The sequence below is a fragment of the Stenotrophomonas sp. GSD10 genome (assembly GCF_056172695.1).
Genome location: NZ_JAOCMC010000002.1, coordinates 3,027,671 through 3,045,587 on the forward strand (window position 1 = coordinate 3,027,671; position 17,917 = coordinate 3,045,587).

Here is a 17,917-nt window from a genome sequence, read left to right on the forward strand (position 1 = left end):
GCAGGCAGGCGACGGACGGCACACGCGCCCCTCCCGCCGGTAATGTGCCCGCACTACACTGCGGGCATTACCTGGGGAACAACATGGCACGCATTCTGATCGTCGACGACTCACCGTCGCAGCTGTTGGGGATACAGCGCATCGTCGAGAAGCTCGGGCACCAGATCCTGACCGCCACCGATGGCGCCGCCGGGGTCGAGACCGCCAAGGCCGAGCTGCCCGACCTGGTCCTGATGGACGTGGTGATGCCCAACCTCAACGGTTTCCAGGCCACCCGCACGCTGGCCCGCGACGAGGCGACCCGGCACATTCCGGTGATCCTGGTGACCACCAAGGACCAGGATACCGACCGCATGTGGGGCATGCGCCAGGGCGCCAAGGCCTACATCACCAAGCCGTTCTCGGAAGACGAACTGTCCGAGGTGCTGGAGCGGGTGTTCGCCGGCCAGGGCTGAGGCTGCTCCGGTAGGTGCCAACCTTGGTTGGCACGCTCTTGTTCTGCCGGCCAGCGGCCGGCACTACCGGAAGGCGTGCGGACCCAGGTCCGCACCCACCAGAATCGGTCTCAGATTGACTCGCCGCCGGCGCACGCCGCCGGCGCTCCTCCGGCCTGTCAGATCGTCTCACCGAACGCCTTGGCCAGATTGCGGTAGGCCTTCTTCTGCGCCTCGTCGGTCGCGGCCGGGGCCACGATCTCGATCTCGACGATCTGGTCGCCGTCCGGGCTGCCCGGCAGGCCGCGCCCGCGCAGGCGCAGCTTGCGGCCGGCATCGGAATCGGCCGGGATCTTCAGCTCCACCGCCCCGCCCAGGGTTGGCACGCTGATGCTGGTACCCAATGCCGCCTGCCATGGAGTGACCGGCAGCGTGTAGAGGATGTTGCGGCCATCGACCTCGAACTGGGGGTGTGCGGCGTACTCCACTTCCAGCAGCAGGTTGCCGCCATGGTTGCCCTGCCCGGCCAGCCGGATCACCTGGCCCGGACGGATGCCCTTGGGCACGCGCACGTCCAGCTGCTTGCCGTTGACGGTGATGCGCAGGCTGTCGCCGCTGTAGGCCGCCTCCAGCGGTACCGACAGCTTGGCGCGGGTATCGCGATTGGGCGCATGGCCCTGGCTGCTGAAGCCCGGACCCGGGCCGGCACCGCCGCGCTGGCGGGCGAACAGGCTCTCGAAGAAGTCGCTGAAGCCGCCATTGGCGCCACCGCCGCCGAACACTTCCTCGAAGTTGAAGCCGCCGGCACCGCCGTAGTTCGGCGGCACGTTGAACTCCTCGCCCGGGCGATAGCCCTGCGCGCGCAGCTGGTCGTAGGCCGCGCGCTTCTCCGGGTCACGCAGTGCCTCGTAGGCTTCGTTGACCGCCTTGAACTTGTCTTCGGCCCCGGCCTCCTTGCTGACGTCCGGGTGGTACTTGCGTGCCAGCCGGCGGTAGGCGGTCTTGATCTCCGCCTCGCCCGCGCTCGGTTCCACCCCCAGGGTGGCGTAGTAATCCTTGAATTCCATCCAGCTACCTCGATTCGCTTCGGCCGCGCCGGTGGCGCCGCCCCGGGTTCATTCTACGCGCCGGCGATGCTACGCCGCCCCTCGTGCGGTCGCGGTGAGGCCGACTGATCCTGCGCAATGCGCCTGCCATCGGCCTCCCCAGGCTATGGCTGGAAGCCCGCGTGGCAAAGGCTGAAGATGGGGCCTGCACGCCGGTTTTCCAATGTCTTGACGCCCCTGTCCCATGCCGGCCACTAGCCTGCCTCTGCAAGGAGTTCCCCATGACCATCCACGTTGGCGACCGCATTCCGGAAGTGACCCTCAAGCGCATCCGCGAGGGCATCGAAACGCTCGATACGCACTCGCTGTTCGACGCGCGCAAGGTGGTGCTGTTTGCCGTGCCCGGTGCGTTCACTCCCACCTGCTCGGCGCGCCACCTGCCCGGCTTCGTCGAAAGATTCCAGGACTTCCGCCAGCGCGGCATCGACGTCTATTGCATGGCCGTCAACGACCCCTTCGTGATGAAGGCCTGGGCCGCCGAGCAGAGCGTGCCTGACGGCCTGCTGATGCTGTCCGACGGCAACGCCGAACTGACCCGCGCGCTCGGCCTGGAACTCGACGCCAGCGCCTCGGGCATGGGCATCCGCTCGCGCCGCTTCGCCCTGTACGTGGTCGATGGCGTGGTGCGCGCGGCGTGGGTCGAACAGCCCGGCCAGTTCGAAGTGTCTTCGGCCGAGTACGTGCTGGAGCACCTGCCCACCTGATTGTCCACCGCAAGAGGAAACGGCCAGCCATGTCCAGCAAGCCAGCCAAAGCCCCCAAGCCTGCCGCGAAGATTCCCGGCATCAGCGACCGCAAGACCCTGCGCGAGCGTGCCCGGCGCAACATCGAGGACGGCGCGATCACCGACAGCTACAGCGCCGACCGCAAGGTGGTGATCAAGCTGCTCAACGACGCCCTGGCCACCGAGTACGTCTGCGTGCTGCGCTACTACCGGCACTACTTCATGGCCAAGGGCATGCTGGCCGACGCGGTGAAAGCCGAGTTCCTCGAGCATGCACAGCAGGAACAGGCGCACGCCGGCAAGCTGGCCGAGCGCATCGTCCAGCTCGGTGGCGAACCCGATTTCAACCCCGATACGCTGACCGCGCGTTCGCATGCCGAGTACAAGGAAGGCAGCGACCTGCGCGACATGGTGCGCGAGAACCTGGTGGCCGAGCGCATCGCCATCGACAGCTATCGCGAGATGATCAACGTCATCGGCGACCGCGATACCACCACCAAGCGCATTCTTGAGGAAATCCTGGCGCAGGAAGAGGAACACGCCGACGAGTTCGCCGACCTGCTGGATGGGTGGATCGGGGAGTGATTGCCTGACGCTCCCTGTAGAGCCGAGCCCATGCTCGGCTGAGCGCTGCACACGCGTCGCAAGAGCAACCGAGCATGGGCTCGGCTCTACAACAGCGTGGCAAACATACGGGACGTGCCAACCAAGGTTGGCACCTACCGGAATACGGTGAAGCGCACCTGCGTCCAGGCGCCGTCGGCGGCCAACGCGGTCAGGGTGTGCGTGCCGGGATCGCCAAACTCGCGCTGCATCAGCTGCGCGCCGCGGGTCTGCGCGATCCAGCGGCCATCCAGCAGCCAGTCCACTGCCTGCTCGCTGCCCAGCGCGCGCAGCTGCAGGCGTACGCCATGCTCGGCGTTGGGCGCGCGCGCCAGTGCGGCGCCATCATTGAGGCCATCGATGTGCAGTGCGACGCTGGCCTCGCGGCCATCATCACGGCAGTCCGGCGACAACGGCGGCAGCTGCGAGGCCTCACGCGTGGCCTTGGGCAGCCACGGCGACAGCAACGCCGGCCAGCGCGCGATCTCGCGCGCCACTTCCTCATGCGGCAAGCGGCAATCGGCCGACACCCGCAATCCGCTGCGGGCATCGGCCAGGTAACGCTGCCGGCCCGGCTGCCAGCCCCGCGCCTCGCGTTCGGGGAAGGTCGGCGGTGCCGCGCCATCCAGCAGGTAGGCTGACATCCTCCGCTGGCACAGTGCCGCCGGCAGCCCCTCGGCACGTTCGCCGGTGGGCCAGCAGACATCCTCCTGGCTGACGCTGGCCGGCATCGGCGCAGCCGCCGAGTCACCACGCTGGCGCGGCAGGCTGTCCACCACCTCGAACATCAGCGGCAGCGCAGTGACCGCGCCGTACTGGCCCGGCAAGGGTGTGCCGTCCGGTCGACCCACCCACACGCCCACGGTGTAGTGGCGGGTACTGCCGATCGCCCAGGCGTCGCGGTACCCGTAACTGGTGCCAGTCTTCCAGGCCACGCGCGGTCGCCCGCCGACGTCGAAGGTGCCGATGCCGTAGCCCGGCCGCGGATTCGACTCCAGCATCTCGCGCACGATCCAGCTGGCACCGGGCGAGGCCAATCGCCGTTCGATCATCGGTTCGTCGCCGGTGTAACGCACGCGGCCGGCGATGCCGTTGCGGTTCAGTGCGGCGAACGCGCCAACCAGGTCTTCCAGGCGTGCGCCGGTGCCGCCCAGGATCAGCGACAGGTTGGGCGTGCTGCCCGGCGGGAAGCGCAGCTGGATGCCGGCATGTGACAGGCGCGCGGCAAAGCGCGCCGCACCGACCCGCTGCAACAGGTCCACCGAGGGCACGTTGAGTGACAGCCGCAGCGCGCTGGAGGCGCCCACCGGTCCGTTGAACGCCATGTCGAAATTGCCGGGCCGGTAGCTGCCGAAACTCTGCGGCGCATCCACCAGCAGGCTTTCCGAATGGATCAGCCCATCATCGAGCGCCATCGCATACAGGAACGGTTTGAGCGTGGAGCCGGGCGAGCGCCAAGCCTGCACCATGTCGACGTGACCGAGCCGCTGTCGGTCGCCGAACGCCAGCGTGCCGACGTAGGCACGTGCCTGCAGGGTCTGGTTGTCGACCACCAGCAGGGCCGCAGAGGTGCGCTCGGGCAGCGTCGAGAAATAGCTGGCCACGCGCTCTTCCAGCGTGCGCTGCAGGCCGATGTCGATGCTGCTCTGGATGCGCGCCTGGCCCGGATGCGCCGAATGCAGGCGCTGCGCCAGCAGCGCGGCATGCAGCGGCGGCCGCAGCGAGCGCGCCACCACGTTCTCGATGCGCGCGTCTTCCACCTCTTCCGGCGTCCACGCGCCCAGTTCGGCCATGCGGGTCAGCACCTTGTCGCGCGCTTTCTGCGCCGCTTCCGGGTGACGATCCGGGCGCAGCCGGCTCGGTGCCTGCGGCAACACCGCCAGCAATGCGGCCTCGGCATGCGACAGCTGCGCCGCCGGCTTGCCCAGATAGGCCCAGCTGGCCGCTTCCACGCCTTCGATGGTGCCACCGTAGGGCGCGCGCTCCAGATACAGGGCCAGGATCTGCGGCTTGCTCAGGTGCACTTCCAGCTGCACCGCGCGCAGCATCTGCTTGAGCTTGCCCCACGGCGTGCGCGAGTGCGGATCGAGGATGCGCGCGACCTGCATGGTCAGGGTCGAGCCACCGGACACGATACGGCCGCCACGCAGCAGCTGGCCACTTGCCCGCAGGATCGCCAGCGGGTTGATGCCCGGATGGTTCCAGAACCAGCGGTCTTCGTAGGTCAGCAGCGCCTGCAGGTACAGCGGCGAGACGCTGTCGATCGAGGCCGGATAGCGCCATACGCCCTCGGCATCGGCGAACGCGCGCAACGGGGTGCCGTCCGCCGATACCACCAGGGTGCTGGTGTCGCGCTGCTTCGGCAACGGTGGCGGGAAGGCGAAATCCAGCACCAGCAGCAGCCCCAGCATCGCTGCGGTGCCCCAACGCAGCCACGGCCACAGCGGCCGCAGCCGGCGGCGCAGGGCCGCCAGCCGGGTCTTCATCGCGTCCTTCATTGCGTAGCGCCAGCAGGACGGGCCGCGCCGTCGCGGCCCATCCTTCGGATCACGGCTGCACCACCGTGATCGTGGTCGGGTTGCTGCGGCCGACGCCCCGCAGCTGTGGCCGGTACATGTCCTCCACCAGCGGCGGCGGCACCGAGTAGGTGCCCGGGGTCACCGCACGCACCAGGTAGAACACGTTGGCCTTGCTGCCGCGCGAGAGCTTGAGCGCGGCCACGTAGCGGTCGTCGCGGAACTCCTCGTGCTTGGTGTCGGCCGCTTCACCACGGTCGCTGATGGTGATGCCATCGACCACCACGTCGGCCCACTGCTTGGCGTCGCCGAGGTTGAAGTTCTCGATCTCCAGGCCGGCCGGCAGCAGGTCGGTCAGCAGTGCATCGGGCATCGTGGTGTCGGCGGTGACGGTGACGCGCACGATCAGCGCCTCGCCTTCCTTCAGCGGACGCGGCGACCACGGCTTGCCGTCGGTGCCGTAGTAGCTGCGTTCGACCCCGAGCACGCTGTTGTCCGGTGCCGGTGCGCTGCGCGGGATGCCGGCCACGTCGATGCTGGCGAACATCGGCGGCTGGCCCTGCGGGGTGAAGCGCACGCCGCCGGCCAGTTCGCTGGCGCTGAAGTTGCGGCCGAACAGCTTGCGCTCGCCGATCACTTCAGTGCTGCCACCGATCACCAGTTCACCGGCCACCAGCGCTTTCTGGTTGGCGGCCAGTGCCTTGCCGAGGCGGGCGATGGCCACCTGCTCCTGCGTGCTCAGCCACATCCAGCCGGCATTGCGGCGCGCATCCAGCCCACGGCCAAGATCCACCGCACGCGCATCCCAGGCCGGCTTGGCCAGCTTGTTCTCATGGGTTAGCGCGATCATCAGCGCGTCATCGCGGATCGCGCTGCCGTAATCGCCGAAGTAGGACGGGCGTTCACTGCTGGACTTGGCGAAGGCCGCCGTCAGCGCCGCCTGGCCACGCTTGGCATCGCCCTGCAGCGACAGCGCCACACCCAGGTGGACCAGCGACAGGCCACCGACCGCCTTGCTGCGCTCGTTGTCGTACAGCGTGCGCAGGGTACCCAGCGGCGCACGGTTGACCCGCGCCAGCACATAGCCCGAATACGCCTGGTTGGCGAACTTCAGCTTCTCGCGGTCATCCTGGCCGTAGAACTGATTGCCACCAGACAGCAGGTCCTCGCTGAGGCGGTTGAGCGCCTTCTGCAGCACGTTGTCGGGCACTGCAAAACCAGCGTCCTTGGCATCGAGCAGGAACTCGGTGATGTACGGGGTCAGCCACGGGTTCACGTAGCCGTCGTCACCCCACATCGAGAAGTTGCCGTTGGCCACCTGCATCGACGCCAGCCGGCCGAACGCGCCTTCCATGCGTTCGCGGCGGGTCTTGGCATCCAGGCCATCGGCGCCGAGCATCGACGACGTTGCCTGGTCCAGGATCAGCGCGGCGTAGCCCTTGCTGGTGGTCTGCTCGGCACAGCCATACGGATAGTTCAACGCGCCCTGCAGTGCACTGGCGAACGGGATCGGCGGCAGCGGGCTGACCAGCAGCCGGGCATTCACCGACTCGGACATCAGGCCCTCGGTCAGGCTGTTGTCGAGGCTGACCGCGGCCAGCGGATCAAGCGTGCGCACCTGCGAACGCAGCACCTGCGGCCACGCCGCACGCACCGGCAGGTCGTAGCGGCGATCGGCCTTGAAGCCGTTGCCGTCCACCCGCACCCGCACCTTGGCCACGCTGTGGCCCTCGCGCGCCGACAGCGGGAAGCTGAGCGTGCTCTTGGCATCGGCATTCAACTGCACGCTGCGCGTGCCTTCAGCCAGTGCCAGCGGGCCCTCGGTTTCCACCCGCACGTTGAACGCACCCGGCTTGCCGGTGAAGTTCTGCACGTCCAGGGTGACGGTGCTGCGGTCGCCCGGGGCGAGCACGCGCGGCATGCTGGCTTCGGCCAGGATCGGCGCACGCACCACGGTTTCCACATCGCGCTTGCCGTACTGGTCATCGCTGTAGACCAGCGCCGACACGCGCAGGGTGCCGTTGAAATCCGGCACCTTCAGGCGGATCCGGGCAATGCCCTTGGCGTCGAGCTGCACCGGGCCGGAGAACAGGTCCACGGTCTGCACGCGCGCGGTCGGGCGCTTGGCCTGCGGCAGCGCCTGCAGGGCCATGTCGCCACCGAACTTCAGCTTGCCGGCGCCGCCGTCGAAGCTCTCGATCACCCGGCTGTAGATGTCGTAGGCATCGATGCCGAGACGACGCTGGGCGAAGAAGTGCGCGCCGGCATCGGGCACCGGGAAGCGGGTGATGTTGAGGATGCCCACGTCCACCGCCGAGACGGTGACGTGCGCCATCTTGCCGGCCAGCTGTGGTGCGCTGACCGTCACCGGCAGGTCCTGCTCCGGGCGCATCTGCTTGGGCGCCGCCAGGCCGACCGCCACGGTGCGGCCCTTGCGGTCCATCGGCACATGCACCACGCCCACGGCACGGGCCGGGGTGATCTTGCTCGGCGCACTGCCGCCACGGAACACCAGCGCGGTGATGTAGACGTCGTGGCGTTCCCAGTCGGCGGTGACCGGAATCTTGAAGGTCGACCCCGGCTTGGCGTCGATGTCCTGCACGTACAGCATGCGGTCGGTCTCGACCATCAGGATGCCCTTGCCGGCGTGCGGCGGGGTCACCGTCACCTCGAGCGTGTCGCCTGCCTTGTAGCCGGTCTTGTCCAGGCCCAGCTTGATCTTGTCAGGGCGCGCGTCCAGGCCACGGTTGTCATCGCCCCAGCTCCAGCCGGCGCGGAATGGATAGCGGCTGGTCAGGCCGGTGGACGGATCGAACACGTCCACCCGGTACTCGCCCCACTCCACCGGCACGTCGAAGGCCACCGCGCTGCTGCCGGCATCGACCGTGCGGGTTTCCTTGTTCTCGAAGCGGCGGGTGAAATCGTAGTCCCAACGGTTGTCGTTGAAGGTCCAGTGGTAATCGCGCAGTTCGCGCACCAGGGTGATCTTCAGGCCCTTGGCCGGCTGCGGCTTGCCCGCCGCATCCACGCGCATCAGTTCAAAGCGCGCATTGCCGTTGGCATCGGCACCGTCTTCGGGATTGAACAGCGGACGTACGCCCACCAGTGCGTTGGCCGGCCACATCACCCGCTTCAGGGTGCGGGTGACGGTGCGGCCACCGGTTTCGTACAGGCTGCCGGACAGCACCACGGCGATCGGTGCCTTGGCCTTGGCCGCCTCTTCCGGCAACGCCACATCCTCGCGCAGCTGGCCATTGGCCGGCAGCGTGGTGTCGATCACGTCCTTGGCTTCGCGCGGCAGCTGCAGGGTCGGGTCACCGAAGAAGTAGCCCGGCAGGCCTTCCATCGGCTGCTGCTCGGCCGCCACTGCCATGCGCGCGGTGAAGCGGTTGCCATCGGCCGGCGCACCATACAGGTAGGCACCATTGGCCTGCAGGCGCAGGTCCTCACCCGGCTTCAACGTCTTCTGCGCACTGTCCAGATCCAGCTTCATGCGCTCGGGCAGGAACTCCTCGATGCGCAGGGTCATGCCCTGGATCGCTTCCTTGCTGGCCGGGTCGGTGCGGAATTCCACCTGCCAGCGCCCGGTCGGCGCCTCGGCGGGGATGGTCTGCTCGAAGTTGATGTAGCCCTGGTCGCCGGGCTGCAAGCGGGTCTCGCGGAAGGTCTTGCCGTCAGGCTGCTTCAGGCGCAGGAACACCGGCTGCGCCTTGACCGGCTTGCCATCGTTGTCGCGCAGCAGGGCGGACAGGCGCACGGTCTCGCCGGGGCGGTACAGGTCGCGGCCGGACCAGGCATAGACATCGAACCAGGCGTTGTCACGGCCGGCCACGGCGAATTCGCTCAGGTCCAGCGCCGGCTGGTTGAACGGCAGGAAGCTGGTGTCCTTGCCACTGCTGGCGACCAGCACGTGGGTGGCATCCAGGGTGTAGTTCAGCAGCGCATTGCCGTTGCCGTCGGTGCTGCCCTTCAGCACCACCTCGCCCTTGGCATCGAGCACGCGCAGGTCGATGCCCTTCAGCGGCGCACCGTCCTTCAGGCCGGCGGTGTGCACGAACAGCTTGTCCTTGTAGGCGCGGGTATGCAGGCCGATGTCACTGACCGAGAAGAACGCGGTATCGAACTCGCCCTCGTAGTCACCGGTGCGCTTGAGCAGGGCGAAGTACAGGCCCGGCTCCTGCAGCTCCTTGATGTCCTGGGTCGGCAGGTAGGTCAGCACCCGCTCGTTCTTCTTGCCGCCAAGGATGAAGCGGTTGACGTAGACCGGCTCGGCCAGCTTGTTGATCGGGCTGCGCTCGTAGTCGCTGCTCAGTTCCCAGCTGCCGCGGCGGCCGCCGCGCTGATACTGGCTGAAGAAGGTTGGCAGGTCCTTCTCGCGCACGCGCAGGAACTCGACGTCGACCTCGGGCACGTTCACCGACACCACCGGCAGGCCACGGCTGTCCTTGGCCGGCAGCACGCTGCCCTGCGAAGCGAAACCGACCACCGGCTTCAGCTCGCCGCTGAACACCTTCTGCTTCAGTTCCTTGCCCAGCCGGCTGCCATCGGCGGCCAGCAGGTCGGCCGAGACCACCAGGCTGAACTCCTTGCCCGCCTCGACGAACGGGTAGCGCAGGGTCAGGCCGTCATCGGACAGCGTCCAGCTGCTGTCGTCGGTGCCGACCTTCTCCTCGAAGCGCACCAGCTTGTCGAAGTCCTGGGTGCCGACCAGTGGGCGCGAGAACTCCAGCGCCAGCGACAGGCCGTCATTCTTCTGGTCCGGGTAGGCACGCAGCAGGGTGAACTCCTTCACCTGCTCGGCCTGGGTGGTGATGGCTTCACCGCTGGCCTTGGGCAGCTGCCCGCTGTCGTTGCGGCAGCCGGCCAGGCCCAGCAACAGGCCTCCTGCCAGTACCGCCGCCGCCCATCCCCACCGCTTCCGCCGTGCCGGACCGCTCATGTCGTCACTCCTTGATCGAGGTGGCCATTATAGGCAGGCCGCGTCAAGGTGTTGACGCGGATTCGGCAAGTGCCCCAGATGCAGGTAGTGCCGGCCGCTGGCCGGCAACCGGCATGGCAAGGCCATGCGCGGCGGGATCGGTAGTCGCCAACCTTGGTTGGCGCCCCCGTGCCAACCAAGGTTGGCATCTACCAGAGCGGCCCTACCCCGGCAGGTACAGGTCCACGTAGTCGGTCACCGGCATCGCCGCCAGCGCCACCGGGTCCAGCGATGCCGCCAGGACGCGCTGCTGCTGGGCAGTCGGGAAGCGATGGGCCAGATGCCGGCGGAACTTGTCCATCAGCAGCGGAATGCCTTCGGCGCGGCGACGGGCGTGGCCGAGCGGATACTCCACCCGCACCTCGGGCAGTTCAGTGCCATCGGTGAAGCGCACGCTCAGTCCATTGCCGATGCTGCGCTTGTCCGGGTCCAGGTAATCAGCGCTGAGCTGCGGGTCTTCATGGCAGGCCATCTTCGCGCGCAGTGCGTCGATGCGTGGATCGGCGGCCACGTCATCCTCGTAGTCCTCGGCCACCAGCCGCCCGTGCAGCAACGCGATGGCGACCATGTACTGCACGCAGTGGTCGCGGTCGGCCGGATTATGCAGCGGCCCCTGCTTGTCGATGATGCGGATGCAGGCTTCCTGGGTGCGGATGTTGACATGCGCGATGTCCTCGACCCGCCGCCCCATCGCGCGCAGCTGCTGGTGCAGCGTGATCGCCGCCTCCACCGCGGTCTGGCCATGGAATTCGGCCGGGTAGCTGATCTTGAACAGCACGTTCTCCATGACGTAGCTGCCCAGCGGACGCCCCAACGTCACACGCTCGCCATGCATGGATACGGCTTCAAAACCCCAGGTCGGCGCACTCAACACGCTGGGGTAGCCCATTTCGCCGCTGGCCGCCATCAGCGCCAGGCGCACGCCGCGGCTGGTCGCATCGCCCGCCGCCCAGCTCTTTCGCGAGCCGGTGTTGGGCGCGTGCCGGTAGGTGCGCAACGCCTGGCCATCGACCCAGGCCAGCGACAGTGCATTGAGCATGCGTTCGCGATCCAGGCCGAGCAGCTGCGCGACCACCGCGGTGGTGGCGACCTTGACCAGCACCACGTGGTCCAGCCCGACCCGGTTGAAGGAATTCTGCAGGGCCAGCACGCCCTGGATCTCGTGCGCCTTGATCATCGCCAGCAGCACGTCATGCACGGTCGGGGGCGGGCGGCGCAGCGGCTGCGCGTTGCGCCCCAGCCAATCGCAGACGGCCAGGATGCCGCCGAGATTATCGGAAGGATGGCCCCACTCGGCGGCCAGCCAGGTGTCGTTGAAATCCAGCCAGCGCACCATCGCGCCCAGGTTGAAGGCGGCCTGCACCGGATCCAGCACATAGTGCATGCCCGGCACCCGCGCGCCATTCACCACGCTGATGCCGGGGACCAGCGGCCCGAGCAGCTTGCTGCAGGCCGGGAAGGACAGTGCCTCCAGCCCGCATCCCAGCGTGTCGAGCAGGCAGTGGTGTGCGGTCTGGAACGCCAGCGGCGAGTCGATGCGGGCATCACGCACGTAATCGACGATGTCCACCAGCAGCGCATCCCACGCTGCACGCTCGTTGGATGGGGTGTGACTGTCGGACATCGTCGATCTCCTCGTCAGGGTGTGGCGCGTTGGCGGCCGCCAAAGCAGATCAGGCCACGCATCCCGGTAGTCGCCAACCTTGGTTGGCGCTGGACCATGCCCGGGCGGTGCCATTGACATGCCAACCAAGGTTGGCACCTACCGAAGCGTGTAATGCCAGCGCCGCCGCAGCCATCATTCGGCCGGCACCCGCACCTTGCCTTCCATCAGCACACGGGCGCTGCGGCTCATGATGGCCTTGGTCACCGTCCACTGGCCGTCAACGAGCCCGGCCTGTGCGCCCACGCGCAGCGTGCCGGAGGGGTGACCGAAGGTGACTGCTTCGCGTTCGCCGCCGCCGGCCGCGCGATTGACCAGCGTGCCCGGAATCGCGGCTGCGGTGCCGATCGCCACGGCGGCGGTACCCATCATCGCGTGGTGCAGCTTGCCCATCGACAGCGCACGCGCATGCAGGTCGATCGCCGAGGCCGGAATTGATTTGCCGCTGGACGATACGTAGTCCTGTGCCGGTGCCACGAAGGCCACCTTTGGCGTGTGCTGACGGGTTGCCGCGTCTTCCAGGTTCTTGATCAGGCCCATGCGCAAGGCGCCGTAGGCGCGGATCGTCTCGAAGCGCTCCAGCGCTGCCTTGTCTTCGTTGATCGCCGGTTGCAGCTCGGTGCCGGTGTAGCCCAGGTCGGCGGCGTTGAGGAAGATGGTCGGAATGCCGGCGGTGATCATGGTCACCTCGAAGCTGCCGACGCCGGGCACCTCCAGGGTATCGACGAGATTGCCGGTCGGGAACATCGCGCCGGCATCGCCGTCATCGGACGGATCGATGAATTCGAGCTGGATCTCGGCCGCCGGGAAGGTCACGCCATCCAGCTCGAAATCGCCGATCTCCTGCACTTCGCCATCGCGCATCGGCACGTGGGCAATGATGGTCTTGCCGATGTTGGCCTGCCAGATACGCACGGTGCACAGGCCATCGCGCGGCACCCGGGCCGGATCGATCAGGCCATTGGCAATCGCGAACGGGCCGACCGCGGTGCTGAGGTTCCCGCAGTTGCCGCTCCAATCAACGAAGGCGGTATCGATCGAGACCTGGCCGTACAGGTAGTCCACATCGTGGTCCGGCACCGAAGAGGTGGAGATGATCACGCACTTGCTGGTGCTGGACGTTGCACCGCCCATGCCGTCAGTCTGCTTGCCATACGGATCGGGCGAACCGATCACCCGCATCAGCAGCGCATCGCGTGCGGCGCCCGGCACCTGCGCGGCTTCGGGCAGGTCCTGCAGGCGGAAGAACACGCCCTTGCTGGTGCCACCGCGCATGTAGGTGGCGGGAATACGGAGTTGCGGGAGGAAGGTCATCGTCGGATCCACGCGTTTGGATTTCAGGAAATGTCTTGCATCAGGGCATCAAGGCCACGATCAACGCACCACACACGCATGACGTCGACGCGGCCCGGCAGATCGAGGTAATAGACGAGATAGCGTTCAAAGGCTGGGACCCGCATGAAGCGCAATGGCGCTGGCAGCTGTGCCGCGAGGTCGGCGTGCCGTGTGGAACACGAGGCTGGAAACAGCGCGATGCGTTGAAGCGTGGCCTCCAGTTCTTCGAGAAAGCGCTGGCCCAGTGCCAGCCCTTCCTGCCGGGCAAACCACAGCGCGGCATCGGCCGCATCCGCCTCGGCCCTGGGCCTCCACTCAATCGCCTTCACGCTCCATCCTTTCGGTCAGTTCGCGACGCATGCGCTCGAATGTGTCGGCCGTCACCGGCACGGCAGGCCCAGATGCCAAGCCCTCGGCAATCAGCTGCTTGAGCAGATCTTCGGCCTTGCGCCGCTGGCGCTGGCGGATCAGGTCGCGTACGTAGTCGGAGGTGCTGGAATAGCCGCCTTCACGTACTTCCTCGTCCACGAACTGCTTGAGCGGGTCGGTCAGTGAGATGTTCATCGTGGCCATGAGACTCTCCATTGGCAATATTTGCCAAGCCAGTGTGCGCCGCGCCCGGGTGTCGGACAAGCCCGCCCCCGACCGCCGGGGGCAGGCGTTCAGGCCGCCATCACGCCACCTTGGCGCCTTCCAGGAAGTCCTGGGCGAAGCGCTGCAACACGCCGCCGGCTTCGTAGATCGCCACTTCCTCGTCGCTGTCCAGGCGGCAGGTGACCGGCACGATCACGTCCTGGCCGTCGCGGCGGTGAATGACCAGGGTCAGGTCGGCGCGCGGGGTGCGCTCGCCGACCACGTCGAAGGTCTCGGTGCCGTCGATGCCCAGGGTCAGGCGGGTGGTGCCCGGTTTGAACTCCAACGGCAGCACCCCCATGCCGATCAGGTTGGTACGGTGAATCCGTTCGAAGCCTTCGGCCACGATCGCTTCCACGCCAGCCAGGCGCACGCCCTTGGCGGCCCAGTCGCGCGAGCTGCCCTGGCCGTAATCGGCGCCGGCAATGATGATCAGCGGCTGCTTGCGCTCCATGTAGGTCTCGATCGCTTCCCACATGCGCATCACCTTGCCTTCCGGCTCCACGCGCGCCAGCGAACCCTGCTTCACGCTGCCGTCGTCGTTGCGCACCATCTCGTTGAACAGCTTCGGGTTGGCGAAGGTGGCGCGCTGTGCGGTCAGGTGGTCACCGCGGTGGGTGGCGTAGGAATTGAAGTCCTCTTCCGGCAGGCCCATCTTCGCCAGGTATTCGCCGGCGGCGCTGGAGGCCAGGATCGCGTTGGACGGCGACAGGTGGTCGGTGGTGATGTTGTCCGGCAGCACCGCCAGCGCGCGCATGCCTGCCAGCGTGCGCTCACCGGCCAGTGCGCCCTCCCAGTACGGCGGACGGCGGATGTAGGTGCTCTGCGGGCGCCAGTCGTACAGCGGGCTGACCGCCGCGCCGTGCTCCACGCGCACGTTGAACATCGGGTTGTAGACCTTGCGGAACTGCTCCGGCTTCACCGCCGCCTTGACCACGGCATCGATCTCGGCGTCGCTCGGCCAGATGTCCTTCAGGCGCACCTCGTTGCCGTCGGCGTCCACGCCCAGCACATCCTTCTCGATGTCGAAACGTACAGTGCCGGCGATGGCATAGGCGATCACCAGCGGCGGCGAAGCCAGGAACGCCTGCTTCGCATACGGGTGGATGCGGCCATCGAAGTTGCGGTTGCCCGACAGCACGGCGGTGGAATACAGATCGCGGTCGATGATCTCCTGCTGGATCGCCGGGTCCAGCGCGCCGCTCATGCCATTGCAGGTGGTGCAGGCGAAGGCGACGATGCCGAAGCCGAGCTTCTCCAGGTCCGGCAGCAGGCCGGCCTCTTCCAGGTACAGCTGCACTGCCTTCGAGCCCGGTGCCAGCGACGACTTCACCCACGGCTTGCGCAGCAGGCCACGTTCATTGGCCTTGCGCGCCAGCAGGCCGGCAGCGATCACGTTGCGCGGATTGGAGGTGTTGGTGCAGCTGGTGATGGCGGCGATGATCACCGCACCATCGGGCATCAGGCCCTGGGCCTGTTCGGCCTTGCCGGCTTCCAGCTTGGCTTCATCGGCAATGCCGCGCTCGGCCAACTCGGACACCGGCAGGCGGCGGTGCGGATTGCTCGGCCCGGCCATGTTGCGCACCACGCTGGACAGGTCGAAGTGCAGCACGCGCTCGTACTGCGCGGTGGCCAGCGCATCGGCCCACAGGCCGGTGCTGCGTGCGTAGTTCTCCACCAGCGCCACCTGCGACTCTTCGCGGCCAGTCAGGCGCAGATAGTCGATGGTCTGCTGATCGATGTAGAACATCGCCGCAGTGGCACCGTATTCCGGACACATGTTGGAGATGGTGGCGCGGTCACCGATGGTCAGTGCCGCGGCACCCTCGCCGAAGAATTCAAGGTACGCACCGACCACGCGTTCCTTGCGCAGGAACTCGGTCAGCGCCAGCACCACGTCGGTGGCAGTGATGCCCGGCTGCGGCCGGCCGCTCAGCTCGACGCCGATGATATCCGGCAGGCGCATCCACGAGGCGCGGCCGAGCATCACGTTCTCCGCTTCCAGGCCACCCACACCAATGGCGATCACGCCCAGCGCGTCCACGTGCGGGGTATGGCTGTCGGTGCCGACGCAGGTATCCGGGAACGCCACGCCGTCCTGCACGTAGACCACCGGCGACATCTTCTCCAGGTTGATCTGGTGCATGATGCCGTTGCCCGGCGGAATCACGTCCACGTTCTCGAACGCCAGCTTGGTCCAGTCGATGAAGTGGAAACGGTCTTCGTTGCGGCGGTCTTCAATGGCGCGGTTCTTCTCGAACGCCTGCGGATCGAAACCACCGCACTCCACCGCCAGCGAGTGATCGACGATCAGCTGCACCGGCACCACCGGGTTGACCTTGGCCGGGTCGCCGCCCTTGTCGGCGATCGCATCACGCAGGCCGGCCAGGTCCACCAGCGCGGTCTGGCCAAGGATATCGTGGCAGACCACGCGCGCCGGGAACCACGGGAAATCGAGGTCGCGACGGCGCTCGATCAGCTGCCTCAGCGAAGCGGCCAACGTGGCCGGATCGCAGCGGCGTACCAGGTTCTCGGCCAGCACGCGCGAGGTGTACGGCAGCGTGGCGTAGGCGCCGGGCCGGATCGCATCGACGGCGGCACGCGCATCGAAATAGTCCAGCGTGCTGCCGGGGAGGTTCTTGCGGTAATCGGTATTCATGGGCTGGCGGAGTACTTGGGGCGGGCCGGGTGCCGGCAATGCGGCGGCGAATGCATCCGGCCGGCGCAGGGCCGGCCGGATGGGTACAGCGGGTGGATCAGACGCGCTTGTCGATGGCGACGAAGTCGCGGTCTTCCGGGCCGATGTAGTTGGCGCTCGGGCGGATGATCTTGCCGTCGATGCGCTGCTCGACGATGTGCGCGCTCCAGCCGGCGGTGCGTGCGATCACGAACAGCGGGGTGAACATCGCGGTCGGCACGCCCATCATGTGGTAGCTGACAGCGCTGAACCAGTCCAGGTTCGGGAACATCTTCTTGATGTCCCACATCACCGACTCCAGGCGCTCGGCAATGTCGTACATCTTCATGCTGGACTGTTCTTCGGACAGCTCGCGGGCCACGTCCTTGATCACCTTGTTGCGCGGATCAGAGACGGTGTAGACCGGGTGACCGAAACCGATCACCACTTCCTTGCGCTCGACGCGGGCCTTGATGTCTTCCTCGGCCTCATCCGGGTTGTCGTAGCGCTTCTGCACTTCGAACGCCACTTCGTTGGCGCCGCCGTGCTTCGGGCCACGCAGCGCGCCGATGCCACCGCAGATCGCGCTGTACATGTCGCTGCCGGTGCCGGCGATGACGCGGCAGGTGAAGGTGGAGGCGTTGAACTCGTGCTCGGCGTACAGGATCAGCGAGGTGTGCATCGCCTTCACCCACGAATCCTGCGGCTTCTCGCCGTGCAGCAGGTGCAGGAAGTGGCCGCCGATCGAGTCATCGTCGGTTTCCACATCGATGGCGCGGCCGTTGTGGCTCCAGTGGTACCAGTACAGCAGCATCGAGCCGAGGCAGGCCATCAGCTTGTCGGCGATGTCGCGCGCGCCCGGATGGTTGTGGTCATCCTTCTCCGGTGCCACGCAGCCGAGCACGGACACGCCGGTGCGCATCACGTCCATCGGGTGCGCCGACGGCGGCAGTTCTTCCAGTGCGGCCTTCACTGCGGCCGGAATGCCACGCAGCGACTTCAGCTTGGCCTTGTACGAGACCAGCTCGGCGCGGGTCGGCAGCTTGCCGTGCACCAGCAGGTAGGCGATTTCCTCGAACTCGCTGGTGTTGGCCAGGTCCAGGATGTCGTAGCCGCGGTAATGCAGGTCGTTGCCGCTGCGGCCCACGCTGCACAGCGCGGTGTTGCCGGCGGCGGTGCCGGACAGGGCGACGGACTTCTTCGGCTTGAAGGTCGGGGTTGCGGTCGTATCGTTCATGTTTTCCCTCC

At 67.3% G+C, this 17,917-nt stretch carries 12 protein-coding genes; 3 read left to right on the forward strand and 9 right to left on the reverse strand.

Features of this window, described 5'->3' with window-relative positions; all coding sequences use genetic code 11:
- The first annotated feature begins 83 nt into the window (after positions 1 to 83).
- Entirely contained in the window at positions 84 to 455 is a 372-nt protein-coding gene (gene pilH / locus N4G47_RS14335) for a twitching motility response regulator PilH (RefSeq protein WP_005410644.1), read from the forward strand.
- A gap of 158 nt (positions 456 to 613) precedes the next feature.
- Here the strand turns inward: pilH and N4G47_RS14340 are convergent, their stop codons facing one another.
- Entirely contained in the window at positions 614 to 1,501 is an 888-nt protein-coding gene (locus N4G47_RS14340) for a DnaJ C-terminal domain-containing protein (RefSeq protein ID WP_475287959.1), read from the reverse strand.
- Positions 1,502 to 1,761: 260 nt separating this feature from the next.
- On the opposite strand from N4G47_RS14340, the gene N4G47_RS14345 reads away from it, so the two are divergent.
- Together N4G47_RS14345 and N4G47_RS14350 are read left to right on the forward strand one after the other, a co-directional pair.
- Positions 1,762 to 2,244: a redoxin family protein gene (locus N4G47_RS14345; protein ID WP_475287961.1), complete on the forward strand. Its 483-nt coding sequence runs from the start codon at positions 1,762 to 1,764 to the stop codon at positions 2,242 to 2,244.
- A 29-nt stretch (positions 2,245 to 2,273) separates the two neighbouring features.
- Entirely contained in the window at positions 2,274 to 2,849 is a 576-nt protein-coding gene (locus tag N4G47_RS14350) for a ferritin-like domain-containing protein (protein WP_107231213.1), read from the forward strand.
- 134 nt (positions 2,850 to 2,983) lie between these two features.
- Here N4G47_RS14350 and pbpC read toward each other — a convergent pair whose 3' ends face one another.
- From pbpC to prpC, 8 genes are all read right to left on the reverse strand, one after another.
- Positions 2,984 to 5,365 (reverse strand): penicillin-binding protein 1C, encoded by a 2,382-nt coding sequence (pbpC, locus tag N4G47_RS14355; RefSeq protein ID WP_475287964.1) that lies wholly within the window; start codon positions 5,363 to 5,365, stop codon positions 2,984 to 2,986.
- A 49-nt stretch (positions 5,366 to 5,414) separates the two neighbouring features.
- Complete coding sequence (locus N4G47_RS14360; RefSeq protein WP_475287966.1) at positions 5,415 to 10,322, reverse strand: alpha-2-macroglobulin family protein; 4,908 nt, start codon at positions 10,320 to 10,322, stop codon at positions 5,415 to 5,417.
- Positions 10,323 to 10,524: 202 nt separating this feature from the next.
- Positions 10,525 to 11,985 (reverse strand): bifunctional 2-methylcitrate dehydratase/aconitate hydratase, encoded by a 1,461-nt coding sequence (locus N4G47_RS14365; RefSeq protein WP_475287968.1) that lies wholly within the window; start codon positions 11,983 to 11,985, stop codon positions 10,525 to 10,527.
- A 174-nt stretch (positions 11,986 to 12,159) separates the two neighbouring features.
- The gene (gene prpF, locus N4G47_RS14370) at positions 12,160 to 13,338 is read right to left on the reverse strand and encodes a 2-methylaconitate cis-trans isomerase PrpF (protein WP_107231217.1); all 1,179 of its coding nucleotides are present in this window, start codon (positions 13,336 to 13,338) and stop codon (positions 12,160 to 12,162) included.
- Between the two features lie 23 nt (positions 13,339 to 13,361).
- The gene (locus N4G47_RS14375) at positions 13,362 to 13,688 is read right to left on the reverse strand and encodes a type II toxin-antitoxin system RelE/ParE family toxin (protein ID WP_475287970.1); all 327 of its coding nucleotides are present in this window, start codon (positions 13,686 to 13,688) and stop codon (positions 13,362 to 13,364) included.
- Complete coding sequence (locus tag N4G47_RS14380) at positions 13,675 to 13,932, reverse strand: type II toxin-antitoxin system ParD family antitoxin (RefSeq protein WP_071306232.1); 258 nt, start codon at positions 13,930 to 13,932, stop codon at positions 13,675 to 13,677. The genes N4G47_RS14375 and N4G47_RS14380 overlap by 14 nt, the downstream gene beginning before the upstream one ends.
- A gap of 100 nt (positions 13,933 to 14,032) precedes the next feature.
- Entirely contained in the window at positions 14,033 to 16,651 is a 2,619-nt protein-coding gene (gene acnD / locus N4G47_RS14385; protein WP_475287972.1) for a Fe/S-dependent 2-methylisocitrate dehydratase AcnD, read from the reverse strand.
- Between the two features lie 97 nt (positions 16,652 to 16,748).
- Positions 16,749 to 17,906 carry a bifunctional 2-methylcitrate synthase/citrate synthase gene (gene prpC / locus N4G47_RS14390; protein WP_008265338.1) on the reverse strand — a complete coding sequence of 386 codons (1,158 nt, stop codon included), beginning with the start codon at positions 17,904 to 17,906 and terminating at the stop codon, positions 16,749 to 16,751.
- Positions 17,907 to 17,917 lie beyond the last annotated feature (11 nt).

Excerpts from the sequence above, each read along its gene's own strand:
- N4G47_RS14340 (WP_475287959.1), bottom strand. The coding sequence starts at position 1,501 with ATGGAATTCAAGGATTACTACGCCACCCTGGGGGTGGAACCGAGCGCG.
- pbpC (WP_475287964.1), bottom strand. The coding sequence starts at position 5,365 with ATGAAGGACGCGATGAAGACCCGGCTGGCGGCCCTGCGCCGCCGGCTG.
- pilH (WP_005410644.1), top strand. The coding sequence starts at position 84 with ATGGCACGCATTCTGATCGTCGACGACTCACCGTCGCAGCTGTTGGGG.
- N4G47_RS14380 (WP_071306232.1), bottom strand. The coding sequence starts at position 13,932 with ATGGCCACGATGAACATCTCACTGACCGACCCGCTCAAGCAGTTCGTG.
- prpC (WP_008265338.1), bottom strand. The coding sequence starts at position 17,906 with ATGAACGATACGACCGCAACCCCGACCTTCAAGCCGAAGAAGTCCGTC.
- prpF (WP_107231217.1), bottom strand. The coding sequence starts at position 13,338 with ATGACCTTCCTCCCGCAACTCCGTATTCCCGCCACCTACATGCGCGGT.
- N4G47_RS14360 (WP_475287966.1), bottom strand. The coding sequence starts at position 10,322 with ATGAGCGGTCCGGCACGGCGGAAGCGGTGGGGATGGGCGGCGGCGGTA.
- N4G47_RS14345 (WP_475287961.1), top strand. The coding sequence starts at position 1,762 with ATGACCATCCACGTTGGCGACCGCATTCCGGAAGTGACCCTCAAGCGC.
- N4G47_RS14365 (WP_475287968.1), bottom strand. The coding sequence starts at position 11,985 with ATGTCCGACAGTCACACCCCATCCAACGAGCGTGCAGCGTGGGATGCG.
- acnD (WP_475287972.1), bottom strand. The coding sequence starts at position 16,651 with ATGAATACCGATTACCGCAAGAACCTCCCCGGCAGCACGCTGGACTAT.
- N4G47_RS14350 (WP_107231213.1), top strand. The coding sequence starts at position 2,274 with ATGTCCAGCAAGCCAGCCAAAGCCCCCAAGCCTGCCGCGAAGATTCCC.